This window comes from Caryophanon tenue (assembly GCF_001700315.1).
Classification (GTDB): Bacteria; Bacillota; Bacilli; order Bacillales_A; family Planococcaceae; genus Caryophanon; species Caryophanon tenue.
The window spans coordinates 87,492-99,664 of sequence record NZ_MASJ01000001.1; the positions used below are offsets into that span (position 1 = coordinate 87,492).

12 protein-coding genes are annotated in these 12,173 nt (G+C 40.3%); 9 read left to right on the forward strand and 3 right to left on the reverse strand.

The window, feature by feature from the left end:
* The first annotated feature begins 16 nt into the window (after window positions 1–16).
* The 7 genes from A6M13_RS00365 to A6M13_RS00395 all read left to right on the forward strand — a co-directional run bounded on the left by A6M13_RS00365 (window position 17) and on the right by A6M13_RS00395 (window position 7,481).
* Window positions 17–1,144 carry a thiolase family protein gene (locus A6M13_RS00365; RefSeq protein ID WP_066542129.1) on the forward strand — a complete coding sequence of 376 codons (1,128 nt, stop codon included), beginning with the start codon at window positions 17–19 and terminating at the stop codon, window positions 1,142–1,144.
* Window positions 1,144–2,295 (forward strand): acyl-CoA dehydrogenase family protein, encoded by a 1,152-nt coding sequence (locus tag A6M13_RS00370; RefSeq protein WP_066542130.1) that lies wholly within the window; start codon window positions 1,144–1,146, stop codon window positions 2,293–2,295. The genes A6M13_RS00365 and A6M13_RS00370 overlap by 1 nt, the downstream gene beginning before the upstream one ends.
* A 24-nt stretch (window positions 2,296–2,319) precedes the next feature.
* The gene (locus A6M13_RS00375) at window positions 2,320–3,942 is read left to right on the forward strand and encodes a long-chain fatty acid--CoA ligase (RefSeq protein WP_066542131.1); all 1,623 of its coding nucleotides are present in this window, start codon (window positions 2,320–2,322) and stop codon (window positions 3,940–3,942) included.
* A gap of 217 nt (window positions 3,943–4,159) precedes the next feature.
* The gene (gene sppA, locus A6M13_RS00380; protein ID WP_066542132.1) at window positions 4,160–5,173 is read left to right on the forward strand and encodes a signal peptide peptidase SppA; all 1,014 of its coding nucleotides are present in this window, start codon (window positions 4,160–4,162) and stop codon (window positions 5,171–5,173) included.
* 14 nt (window positions 5,174–5,187) lie between these two features.
* Window positions 5,188–5,787 (forward strand): RDD family protein, encoded by a 600-nt coding sequence (locus A6M13_RS00385; RefSeq protein WP_066542133.1) that lies wholly within the window; start codon window positions 5,188–5,190, stop codon window positions 5,785–5,787.
* Window positions 5,788–5,924: 137 nt separating this feature from the next.
* The gene (tpx, locus tag A6M13_RS00390) at window positions 5,925–6,428 is read left to right on the forward strand and encodes a thiol peroxidase (RefSeq protein WP_066542134.1); all 504 of its coding nucleotides are present in this window, start codon (window positions 5,925–5,927) and stop codon (window positions 6,426–6,428) included.
* A 135-nt stretch (window positions 6,429–6,563) separates the two neighbouring features.
* On the forward strand, window positions 6,564–7,481 hold the full coding sequence (locus A6M13_RS00395) for a class I SAM-dependent methyltransferase (RefSeq protein WP_066542135.1): 918 nt from the start codon (window positions 6,564–6,566) through the stop codon (window positions 7,479–7,481).
* A 47-nt stretch (window positions 7,482–7,528) separates the two neighbouring features.
* On the opposite strand, the gene A6M13_RS00400 is transcribed toward A6M13_RS00395, so the two are convergent.
* Entirely contained in the window at window positions 7,529–7,975 is a 447-nt protein-coding gene (locus A6M13_RS00400) for a universal stress protein (RefSeq protein ID WP_066542136.1), read from the reverse strand.
* Window positions 7,976–8,367: 392 nt separating this feature from the next.
* On the reverse strand, window positions 8,368–9,459 hold the full coding sequence (locus tag A6M13_RS00405) for a M24 family metallopeptidase (protein WP_066542137.1): 1,092 nt from the start codon (window positions 9,457–9,459) through the stop codon (window positions 8,368–8,370).
* 159 nt (window positions 9,460–9,618) lie between these two features.
* On the opposite strand from A6M13_RS00405, the gene A6M13_RS00410 reads away from it, so the two are divergent.
* A complete protein-coding gene (locus tag A6M13_RS00410) occupies window positions 9,619–10,302 on the forward strand; it encodes a metal-dependent hydrolase (protein ID WP_066542630.1) in 684 nt (227 codons plus the stop codon).
* Window positions 10,303–10,412: 110 nt separating this feature from the next.
* A complete protein-coding gene (locus tag A6M13_RS00415; RefSeq protein ID WP_066542138.1) occupies window positions 10,413–11,720 on the forward strand; it encodes a DRTGG domain-containing protein in 1,308 nt (435 codons plus the stop codon).
* Window positions 11,721–11,760: 40 nt separating this feature from the next.
* Here the strand turns inward: A6M13_RS00415 and A6M13_RS00420 are convergent, their stop codons facing one another.
* Window positions 11,761–12,102: a YtpI family protein gene (locus tag A6M13_RS00420; RefSeq protein WP_066542139.1), complete on the reverse strand. Its 342-nt coding sequence runs from the start codon at window positions 12,100–12,102 to the stop codon at window positions 11,761–11,763.
* Window positions 12,103–12,173 lie beyond the last annotated feature (71 nt).

A 12,173-nucleotide genomic window follows, 5' to 3' on the forward strand; every position in this document is an offset into this window, starting at 1 on the left:
AAGGGGGATATTAGAAATGAGAGAAGCAGTAATTGTCGCAGCAGCACGTACAGCAGTAGGTCGTACAAAAGGTGGTTTAGCTGAAGTACGACCAGATGAGTTAGCCGCAACGGTATTAGAGGAAGTTGTCGCACGGGCCAATATTAACAAAGCACAAGTTGACGACGTTATTTTAGGGTGTGTCACACAAACGGGAGAACAAGGTGCGAATATTGCACGTACGGCGACGCTCGCAGCAGGCTTCCCAATTGAAGTGCCTGGTGTTACAATTGACCGCCAATGTGGCTCAAGCTTACAGGCAGTTCATTTTGCAGCGCAAGCCATTTTAGCTGGCGATATGGATATTGTCATTGCTGGTGGGGTTGAAAGTATGACGCGTGCACCAATGGGGTCAAATGCAAAAGGCGCGCATGATTCGGCACGTTTAGAAAAGTATGAGCTTGTGCATCAAGGGCTTTCAGCAGAGCTAATTGCTGAGCAATGGAACTTAACGGAACAACAATTAAATGAATATGCGGTAGCAAGTCATCAACGTGCCATCGCGGCAATTGAAGCAGGCAAGTTTAATGCTGAAGTGGTAGCAGTAGGTGACGTCACAAAGGATGAAGGTCCACGTCCGAGCACGACAGTAGATGTCTTAAATAACTTAAAGAAAGTATTTAAAGAAGGTGGGGTCATTTCAGCTGGTAATGCTTCACAAATGAGTGATGGTGCATCCGCAGTTGTTGTGATGTCGAGCGACAAAGCAAAAGAACTTGGCATTAAGCCGCTTGCTAAAATTATTGCTCGTACAGTCATCGGTTCAGACCCACGCCTGATGTTAACAGGACCGATTGAAGCGACAAAGCGTGTGCTCCAAAAAGCAAATTTAACACTTAATGATATCGACACATATGAGGTGAATGAGGCATTTGCGCCAGTACCAATCGTTTGGCAACAAGAGCTACAAGCAGACCCGCAAAAGTTAAATCCAGATGGCGGAGCAATTGCGTTAGGGCATCCACTTGGGGCAACAGGCACGAAGCTATTAACAACGATGCTATACCGTATGGAACGAGAGCAATTACGCTATGGATTACTCGCGATTTGTGAAGGAATGGGTATGGCGAATGCCACAATTATCGAACGCTACGTAGAGGAGTGATGCAGGTGACCTATGCATTTGAAACAGCAGAACACCAGCAATTTCGGAAAAGCTTTCGCAAATTTTTAGAGGCAGAGATTGCCCCTCATTATGCAAAGTGGGATAAGGAAGGGGCTATTCCGTTTTCCATGTGGAAGCAAATGGGGGACATGGGCTATTTATGTCCACAAGTGGAAGAAGTATACGGCGGACTTGGACTTGACTATGTGTATAACGTCATCATTGCCGAAGAGTTAGAGCGTGTTGGTTCAGGGCTGATGGGTTTTGGCTTACATAGCGATATTATTGTGCCTTACGTTGAAAAGTTCGGGAATGCTTCGCAAAAAGAACGATGGTTACCAGGGTGTGTTCGTGGCGATATTATTACAGCCATTGCGATGACCGAGCCAGGTGTCGGTTCCAATTTAGCCGGTGTACAAACGACGGCTGTAAAAGACGGTGATCATTACATTGTAAATGGCTCAAAAACGTTTATTTCAAATGGTCTGTATAGCAATATCATTATTACTGTGGTGAGCACGGATAAAGCAGCAGGTCATAAAGGCATTAGCTTACTCGTTATTGAAGAAGGCACAGAAGGGTTTACACGTGGTCGAGCGTTAGAAAAAGTAGGGCAACATGCACAGGATACGGCCGAGCTGTTTTTTGATAACTGTCGTGTTCCAGTTGAAAATTTACTCGGTGAAGAAGGACAAGGCTTTTATTATTTAATGCAAAATTTGCAGCCAGAGCGTTTAGGTGTAGCGATTGCCTCGGTCATTGCGATGGAAGATATGTTGGCACATACGACAGCTTATGTGAAAGAGCGTCACGCATTTGGACAGCCGATTAGCCATTTCCAAAATACGCAATTTGCGCTTGCTGAAATGGCAACGACGATTGAAATGGGGCGCACATTTGTTGAGAAGTTGATTCAGCGTCATATGAATGGTGACAATATCGTCACCGAAGTGTCAATGGCGAAATACCGTTTATCTGAGCAAGCGCGTGATATGGCAGCACAGTGTATGCAACTTCACGGTGGCTATGGCTTTATGGAAGAATATAAAATTGCACGACGTTACCGAGATGTGGCCGTGTTCCCGATTTATGCAGGTACGAATGAAATTATGAAAACGATTATTGCGAAAAACTTAAAGCTAACAAACTAAACAAACTTGAATGGAGTGTTGACAATGCATATGATGGATACCCCGTTATTATTAACAAGTTTTTTAAAGCGAGCAGAACGTCAATATCGTCACAAAACAATTATTTCACGTACAGGAGAAGGACAAATTCATGAATTTACGTACGGAGAATATGCAAAGCGTACACGCAAGCTTGCAAATGCCCTTGCAACGTTAGGCGTAACCCGTGGTACAAAGGTTGCAACATTTTGTTGGAATCATCACCGGCATTTAGAAGCGTATTTTGCTGTGCCATGTAGCGGTGCGATTTTGCATATGGTCAATATTCGTTTATTCCCAGAGCATATTATTTATGTTGTGAATCATGCAGAAGATGAAATTATTTTAGTGGATGATTCATTATTGCCATTACTAGAAGCGGTTGCGCCACATTTTACAACGGTGAAAGCATTCATCATTTGTGGGGATAATGTCGATGTAACGAAAACAACATTGCCAAACGCATATAGTTACGAAGCATTATTAGCGGAAGCATCGGACGAATTCACATTCCCAGAAGATTTAGATGAAAATAGCCCAGCTGGTATGTGTTACACAAGTGCAACAACAGGCATGCCTAAAGGTGTTGTGTATACGCATCGAAGCATTGTATTGCACAGTATGGCCATGGGGTTAGCAGATGGTGTTGGCTTAACGGAGCGAGATATTGTGTTGCCAGTTGTGCCGATGTTCCATGCTAATGCGTGGGGCTTACCGTTCGCATCAGTCGCATTTGGCGCGACACAAGTGTTGCCTGGTCCCATGTTTACGCCACAACTAATTTTAGACTTATTTGAAGAATATAAAGTGTCGATTTCAGCAGGTGTACCGACGATTTGGTTAGGTGTATTGCAAGAGCAACAACAAAATGCGCGTGACTTATCACGATTACGCGCTGTTATTTGTGGCGGTTCTGCATCACCACTCGGCTTAATTAAAGGCTTTGAGGAAATAGGTGTTAGCTATTATACAGGCTATGGTATGACCGAAACGTCACCACTTGTAAGCTTATCGATTTTCACATCGAAAACGGCAAACTATTCGTTTGATGAACGTTTAGCGATTCGTGAAACACAAGGTTTAACATTCCCGCTAGTTGAAACGCGCATTATTAATGAAAATGGTGATGTGCCGTGGGATGGAGAGACGATGGGTGAAATCATTGTGCGAGGTCCGTGGATTGCAGCAGAATATTATAAAGATGAGCGCACGCAAGAAGCGTTTGTGGATGGATGGTTGCATACCGGGGACATTGCTGTATTTACCGAGGACGGCTATATTCGTATTACGGACCGCACGAAAGATTTAATTAAGTCTGGCGGCGAATGGATTTCTTCTATCGAAATTGAAAATGTATTAATGACACATCCGAAAGTATTTGAAGCAGCCGTTGTAGCAGTGCCTCATGAAAAATGGCTAGAGCGTCCGATTGCGTGTGTTGTACCGAAGCCAGAGCATAAAGAAAGCATTACGAAAGAGGAGTTACTTGAAAGCTTAGAAGGAAAGTTCCGTAAAATATGGATTCCTGATGATGTGATCTTTTTAGATGAAATTCCGAAAACGTCTGTCGGTAAATTTTTAAAAGCACAGTTACGTGAAGATTTAAAAAACTATGAATCGTTAACGTAAAGCTTGTAAAACGTAGTCGCTAGATGGAGTAGTATAACGCGCGAAAATGAAGCCTTTAGCAGTTGTAATATGCTGAAGGTTTTTTATTGTTCTGTTTATCTTTTTTACATTTCATTTTACGAAGCGATGAACAATTCGAGAAATCCATGCGAAACATCGACGCAATGTGAAACTTTTTGCTACACTAGTACGTAGAAATGGCAAAAGGAGTGAGAAGATGAATATTAAACGTTGGCTTGCCTTATTAGGGGCGGTTGTATTACTTGTAGTTTCAATTGGTATGAATTCATTAATTAGCATTGCTTCATTTGATTGGGACGCAGTAGTAGACCCGAATGAATTGCTAGGCACATCGATTGCTGGTAGCGAAAATATGTTAGAAGATGGCGATGTTGACAACCGAATTGCGGTCATTACTGTAGACGGTGCTATTCAAGATGTTGGCAGCGGTTCGTTATTATCAGCAGTTGAATACGACCATAATTTCACATTAAATCAATTACAATCTGTGTTAGAGGATGACACGATTAAAGCGGTGCAATTGCATGTAGATTCACCAGGTGGCGGTGTGTATGAGTCACGTGAATTATACGATGCTATTATGGAAATTAAAGAACAGCGCGATATTCCAATTTACGTGTCAATGGGGTCAATGGCTGCATCAGGTGGTTATTACATCGCTGCACCAGCAGACAAAATTTATGCGTATTCTGAAACATGGACAGGTTCAATCGGTGTTATTATGCAAGGGATTAACTATGGTCAACTTGCAGAAGATTACGGCATTGTATTTGAAACATTAAAATCAGGTCCATATAAAGACATTATGAGCTCAACACGTCCAATGACCGATGATGAACGTGCAATTATGCAAACATTAGTGGATGAAGCATACGAAGACTTTGTGGATGTCATTGAAGCAGGTCGTGGTATGAGTGAAGCGCAAGTGAAACAAGTAGCAGATGGACGTATTTATACAGCATCTCAAGCGAAAGAAAATGGCTTAGTCGATGAAATTGGCAGTCAAGAAGATACGTTAGCTGCATTAAAAGCAGATTTCGATTTAGAAGATGCAATGGTGTTTGAATATGGTTATACAGATGAATCATGGAGTTCATTATTAGGTGTGAAAGTAGCAGAATTCTTTGGTCCTTCAGCAGAAGAGCGTGTGTTAAATAAGTTATTATCTGACTATGAAGCACCACGAGCAATGTACTTATACGGTGAATAAGGAGGCGACAAAGCATGTCTGAATTTACACAAAATGACGAGCAACAACCAGCACGTGATGTCACGCCTTCAGAAGAAGCTGTCATGATAACACCGGCACGTAAACATAAAAAAGAACTTGTATTAGAAGCAAAAACAGCCGGCTTTTGGATGCGTTTTTGGGCATATATCATCGATTTATTAATCATTTTTGCATTAACATCGATTATCGTGAAGCCAATTTTTTATGTCATTGGCACAACGACCGATGAATATACATGGTATGCACCATTTACGATTGCCTCTGCTGTTATATTTTATGGCTATTTTGTCTTGATGACAAAATTTACAGGGCAAACGGTTGGCAAGATGATTTTTGGTTTACGCGTTGTCGCAGATAACGGCAAAAAATTAACGTGGGGCGCTGTATTATTCCGCGAATGGATTGGTCGTTTTATTTCTGTGAAAACTGTTATTTTCTATGTGTTGGTAGCAGTATTACCGAATAATAAAGGCTTACACGATTTAATCGCAGATACAGTTGTTGTACACGAAGAAACATATTTACGTAAAGAGAAGGAAGAAGAACCGGTGTGGAAATCAGCACCGAGCGATACAACAATGCCAACTTCATAAGCTTGGAACGTAGCGTAGCACAATCCGATGTGCTGTGCTACGTTTTTTATTTTATATTTCTAATGAGCTTTAGTTGCAGAAAGCCCAAGTAGTTTAGTAAGATAAAGATAACCCAATTTTAGGAGGCGTACAATTTCATGGCAAACATTACATTTAAAAACAATCCTGTGACGTTATTAGGTACTGAAGTAAAAGTAGGCGACAAAGCACCAAACTTTTCAATATTAGCAAATGATTTATCACCTGTAACTTTAGAAGATACTGCAGGTAAAATTCGTTTAATTTCAGTTGTACCATCAATTGACACAGGTGTATGTGACCAGCAAACACGTAAGTTCAATGAAGCGGCAGCAGAGCTTGGTGAAAACGTTGTTGTTTTAACAGTTTCTGTAGACTTACCATTCGCACAAAAGCGTTGGTGTGCAGCAGCAGGTATCGAAAATGTTCAAACATTATCGGACCACCGCGAGCTTTCATTCGGTCAAGCTTACGGCGTAGCAATTGAAGAATTACGCTTACTAGCGCGCTCTATTTTCGTTGTAGACGCTGAAGGTACTGTTACATATGTAGAGTACGTATCAGAAGCAACAAACCACCCAGATTACGATGCAGCAATCGCAGCGGTTAAAGCATTAGCGTAATTAGATGATACGTATAAACAGGTAGGGGAAACGAATGTTTTCCTTGCCTGTTTTTTCGTGTGAGTATTTATCGTAGTGCATTCACGATAAAACTTGTTATAATGAACAAATGCACAAATAGAAGGGACGTTTCACATGCGAAATTTTGAAACATTATTTGCCATTTTAAATACAGAAGCAGAAAAAGCTGATAACTATTTAGAAGGATTATTAGCAACACTAGACGAATGGCTAGACGGTGAACGTGATATTCATGTAGACGGTTTACCAAAAGAGGAAATGCGTAAGGCGATTCAAATTGCCATTTTAAAAGGCATGCGTAAAAGCACACAGCCAAACCATCAAATGACACCTGATACATTCGGGTTTTTACTATCGTTTTTCGTTGAGCAAGCATTTGAAGATAAATTAGCGAAAAAAGAAACATTAAAAGTAACGGACTTAGCTGTTGGTACAGGGAATTTACTCTATACATTAATGAATGCGATGGATGGGAAAATTGAGGCGACAGGCGTAGAGGTTGATGAATTACTTATTCAATTAGCAGCGGCGACAGCAAACGTTTTAGAACAACCAGTGGAGCTACATCACCAAGATGCATTAACGGATTTATTGATTGACCCAGCAGATGCAATCGTATGTGATTTACCATATGGCTATTATCCAAATGAGGAAGTAGCACTTGATTATGAATTATGTGCACCAGAAGGCATGAGCTTTGCACATCATTTATTTATTGAGCAGTCGGTAAACTATGTGAAGGACGGCGGCTATTTATTCTTCTTAATTCCTGCGACATTATTTGAGTCGGAGCAAGCACCGCAGTTACACAAATATTTAAAGAAGCATGTGTGGATTCAATCGGTGATTCAATTACCAGAAAATCTATTCACAGCACGTGCGCATGAAAAGAGTATTTTAGTATTACAGAAGAAATCAGCTGAGCTACGTGCACCAAAGGAAGTATTACTTGCAAAAGTGCCGAATATGCAAAACAAAGAGGCATTAGCGATGTTCTTTGAAAAGGTACGTATTTGGAAAGAAAATAAATAATGAAAAAAGCTCTCGCGACAGGCGAGAGCTTTTTCTATATAGAACGATTAGTTTTCTGGTGTACGTACAACTAATACGTCACAAGGAGCAGAACGTACGATTGCTTCCGATACAGAACCGATTAAGAAACGCTCAACAGCATTTAAACCAGTTGCACCACATACGATTAAATCAGCGTCAGTTAGCTTCGCTAGTTCACGAGTGATGATTGTTTTTGGAGAACCGTGTTCAATGATTGCTTTTACATCTGTAATACCATATTCTAACGCTTCTTTTTTGTATGTTTCTAAAAGTTCTTCAGAATGAGCTTGTGCGCGCTCAGCGATTGAACGGTCATACGCTTCGATTGCTGCAAACGAGCGCGTGTCAATAACGTTTACTAAGTGTAAAGCCGCTTCGTGACGCTTTGCCATTTCCTTCGCTTTTTTGAATGCAAAGTTTGCCTCTTTTGAGCCGTCTACTGCTACAACGATGTTATTATATGATAATGCCATTTCATATTACCCCCTTGAGATTTATAGCTTAAGTATAACAAAAAGTAACAAAAATGAAAGTGTGGTTTCTATAAAAATGTTTCATATTTGTACTTTGTGTTAATCATGTTGTATAAATTGTATGTATTTTGTTGTTGTGCATATGATTTTGAATATTGTTTATTTGTTATTATTAGTAAGAATATGATGGTAAAGTATTGATGTGTCAATTTTACACAATAGCGATAGTGGAAACGATTAAATGGACAGATTATGTGACAACAAAATGACAATACTCTAGAAGGAATTTTCATGAATATGAAAAGAGCTTGAGACAAAATAAAGTGTTTGGAGAAATGACGAAATTTCTCCAAACACTTTTCTACTTTCGTCGTCGCACACTGTACGGCCAATTATTCAACGATGACAAGTTCTTTCGTATAGCTCGTTAAGACTTCAACGCCATCTTCTGTTACAACGACATCATCTTCAATACGAACGCCCGTTACGTCTGCTTTATAAACGCCTGGCTCAATCGTAAAGACTGTGCCTACTTGTAGTTCATATGGGTTGGCACCATTAATAGAAGGGAATTCGTGTACCGAAATGCCAAGACCATGACCAAGACGGTGTGTGAAATAGTCACCATAGCCTGCTTCCGTAATGACGTCACGTGCAATTTTATCGAGGGCCATTGCTGTGACGCCTGGACGCACTGCCGCAATGGCTTGCTCATTCGCACGACGTACCGTGTTATAAATATCCTTCTGTGCTTCGCTTACTTCACCAAATGCTACTGTACGTGTAATATCCGAGCAGTAACCTTCATAAATAATCCCTAAATCAAATAAAATCATATCACCGCGCTGAATTTTACGGTCACCTGGAGTGCCATGTGGTGAAGCACTCTTTTCCCCAGCAAGTACCATCGTCTCAAATGACATCGCATAGCCTTTTGCTTTTACAGCACTTTCAATTGCATTTAAAATGTCCATTTCAGTGCGACCTTCTTGAATATTGGCAACACCTACTTCAATGGCAAAATCTGCAAGCTTCGCTGCTTCACGCATTTTGTGTAACTCTTCAGCATCTTTACATACACGCATGTCGTTGATTTGTGCGTCAAATGCGGTAAATGTAGCTGTGTCAAATTGTGCTTGCATCGCTTCGTGGCGAGCAACCGTCATATGGTCTTTTTCAATGGCAATTGTTTGTAGCGAAACGCCACGACGAATGCATGCATCTTTTACGATATCCCATGCATTTTGTGTATCTTCATGACCGACAACTTCATGTTTCCAGCCTGCAGCGACTGCGTCAGGCATTTCCATTTTTGGACAAATTAAAAATGGTTCCGCATGTTGGAATACCATGACACCTAGTAGACGCTCATGGGGGTTACTTAGGAAGCCAGAAACGTAAAAAACGTTATCTGGTGTTGTAATAAAAACGGCATCGATATTGTGCTGTTGTAAATGTTGTTGTATACGTTGTAATTTGTTCATATGTAAAGCCTCCAAAAAGTGAATTCATTGTTTATATTACGCTTAATTTTACACAATGTACAAAAAAATACGGTAAAAAAGCAGGAAAATCATTAAAAAAGCCGAAATTATAGGCGATAGCATAAAAATATTACACGATGTAGGAGGCTCATGACGACAATGAATATTTCATATCATGGACATTCAGTTGTAAAAGTAGAAGTAGAGGGCAAGACGATTTTAATTGACCCATTTTTAACGGGTAATAGTTTAACGGATTTATCTGCACAGACAGAACAAGCCGATGCGATTTTATTAACACATGGACATAATGATCATGTCGGTGATACGGTGGCGCTTGCAGCCAAAAATAATGCCACAGTTGTAGCACCGGTTGAAGCAGCAGATTATTTAAGCAAACAAGGTGTTGAAAATGCAGTACCACTTGGCTTAGGTGGCACATTTGATTTAGGTTATGCCAAGTTAAAGTACGTCCAAGCATTCCATAGTTCATCGTATACAGATGATGCTGGTGTGGTGCATTATATGGGTGTTGCAGGGGGCATTTTATTATTTGTCAATGGTTTAACAATTTACCATGCAGGTGATACAGCATTGTTTGGTGACTTAGAATTAATCGGTCGCCGTCACCCAATTGACGTTGCATTTTTACCAATCGGCGGTCACTTCACGATGGATGCTGAGGATGCAGCATATGCTGTATCATTATTAAAACCAAAAATCGTTGTACCAGTTCATTACGATACATTCCCACCGATTAAAGCGGACCCAAATCATTTCGCAGAATTAGTGAAAGACGCGAAAGTACAAGTATTAGCACCAGGCGGAAGCGTAGAGATTTAATGAGCTACCTATAGAAATAATCATCAAGTATTATAGGTTGTTTCTATATTTCAACAGAAATATATGATACACTATAACTATGATGATAGATTGGAAAATAGGTGATAAAATTGTCTACAAAACACGAGAAGATTTTACAATACATTGAATCATTACCGGTTGGCACGAAAATATCTGTGCGACAAATTGCAAAAGAAATGCAAGTAAGTGAAGGAACGGCTTACCGCGCCATTAAAGAAGCTGAAAATAGCCGTTTAGTAAGTTCAATTGAACGTGTCGGTACAATTCGTATCGAGAAAAAGAAAAAAGAAAATATCGAACGCTTAACATTCGCAGAAATTGTGAATATTGTTGATGGGCAAGTATTAGGTGGACGTGATGGTCTGCATAAAACATTAACGAAATTTGTTATTGGTGCGATGCAATTAGACGATATGATGCGTTACACAGATGCGGGTAGTTTATTAATCGTCGGAAACCGTGTGAAGGCGCATCAGCTAGCGTTAACAGCAGGTGCTGCGATTTTAGTAACAGGTGGCTTCGAAACGAGCGAAGAAAATAAACGCTTAGCGGATGAATTACAGTTGCCGATTATTTCAACAAGCTATGATACATTTACCGTAGCGACAATGATTAACCGTGCTATTTATGACCAGTTAATCAAAAAAGATATTTTATTAATTGAAGATATTTATGTACCACTTGAAGACACATCTGTCTTGCGTGCTGATGAAACCGTACAGCACTTCCATGACCAAAATACAGCAACGACACACGGGGCATACCCAGTTGTTACAAACCAAAATAAATTGGTCGGCATGATTACGGTAAAGGACGTTATTGGCAAGCCGAGCACTGAACCGCTTGATAAAGTAATGACGAAAAACCCAATTGCTGGTTCGATGAAAACGTCGGTTGCAGCAGCAGGTCACCGCATGATTTGGGAAGGTATTGATTTATTGCCAATCGTCGATGAAGATAATACATTAAAAGGTGTTATTTCGCGTCAAGACGTATTAAAGGCATTACAGCTTGCACAGCGTCAGCCTCATAACGGCGAGACGATTGATGATTTAGTGAAGAATGAAATGAAAGTGCTTGGTGAAGATGATATTTTTGTGGAGTTTAAAGTAACGCCGCAAATGACGAACCAATACGGTGCCATTTCGTACGGAGCGTTTACGACATTATTAGCGGAAGCGGGTGCATTTGCGTTGAAGCGTCATAAGCGCGGCGATGCGATTGCTGAAAACTTAACGATTTACTTCATTAAACCGGTGCAAATGGAAAGTAAATTAACGGTACGTCCAATGATTTTAGATATGTCACGTAAGTTCGTGAAAATGGATTTTGAAGTGTATAATCATAATACATTGGTCGGAAAAGCGATGATGACATTCCAATTATTAGAGCGATAAATAAAAACGTGATGCCTTTTCAGGAGGTCATCACGTTTTTTTAATGAGAGGCAGCGTCTTGCTGTGCAGCTTCATATAATTGTTGTTCTTCTTGTAAGAACGGTGCATAGTGCTTTGAGCGTTTATAGTTATCGTAAATAACAAGCGCGCCGAGCACAATGAAAATGCCTGCGATTGCATACGTTACAAAGCCAGAAAATAAAATGATTTGATTCACGCCAAATGTTAAAATAAAAGCACCTAGCCAAATATTTGCTTTTGCTTTGTAATATTTATGGCGAATTTCTAAGGCAGCAGGTGTGCGTAGTTGTCTCGTTTTATTGTATAAATAAAACATCAATGAGAAAATAATGAGTACCACACAAATGAAATTAAAATACATAATGTCCTCCTTTGACGGGCGCACTGATGAGGCGATGATTTGTCTTATTTATTGTAGCGACTTTAGAAGGA

Bases quoted from the DNA above. Each gene is read 5' to 3' on its own strand.
- A6M13_RS00365 (WP_066542129.1), top strand. From the start codon at position 17: ATGAGAGAAGCAGTAATTGTCGCAGCAGCACGTACAGCAGTAGGTCGT.
- A6M13_RS00375 (WP_066542131.1), top strand. From the start codon at position 2,320: ATGCATATGATGGATACCCCGTTATTATTAACAAGTTTTTTAAAGCGA.
- A6M13_RS00410 (WP_066542630.1), top strand. From the start codon at position 9,619: ATGAATATTTCATATCATGGACATTCAGTTGTAAAAGTAGAAGTAGAG.
- tpx (WP_066542134.1), top strand. From the start codon at position 5,925: ATGGCAAACATTACATTTAAAAACAATCCTGTGACGTTATTAGGTACT.
- A6M13_RS00405 (WP_066542137.1), bottom strand. From the start codon at position 9,459: ATGAACAAATTACAACGTATACAACAACATTTACAACAGCACAATATC.
- A6M13_RS00395 (WP_066542135.1), top strand. From the start codon at position 6,564: ATGCGAAATTTTGAAACATTATTTGCCATTTTAAATACAGAAGCAGAA.
- sppA (WP_066542132.1), top strand. From the start codon at position 4,160: ATGAATATTAAACGTTGGCTTGCCTTATTAGGGGCGGTTGTATTACTT.
- A6M13_RS00370 (WP_066542130.1), top strand. From the start codon at position 1,144: ATGCAGGTGACCTATGCATTTGAAACAGCAGAACACCAGCAATTTCGG.
- A6M13_RS00385 (WP_066542133.1), top strand. From the start codon at position 5,188: ATGTCTGAATTTACACAAAATGACGAGCAACAACCAGCACGTGATGTC.
- A6M13_RS00400 (WP_066542136.1), bottom strand. From the start codon at position 7,975: ATGGCATTATCATATAATAACATCGTTGTAGCAGTAGACGGCTCAAAA.
- A6M13_RS00420 (WP_066542139.1), bottom strand. From the start codon at position 12,102: ATGTATTTTAATTTCATTTGTGTGGTACTCATTATTTTCTCATTGATG.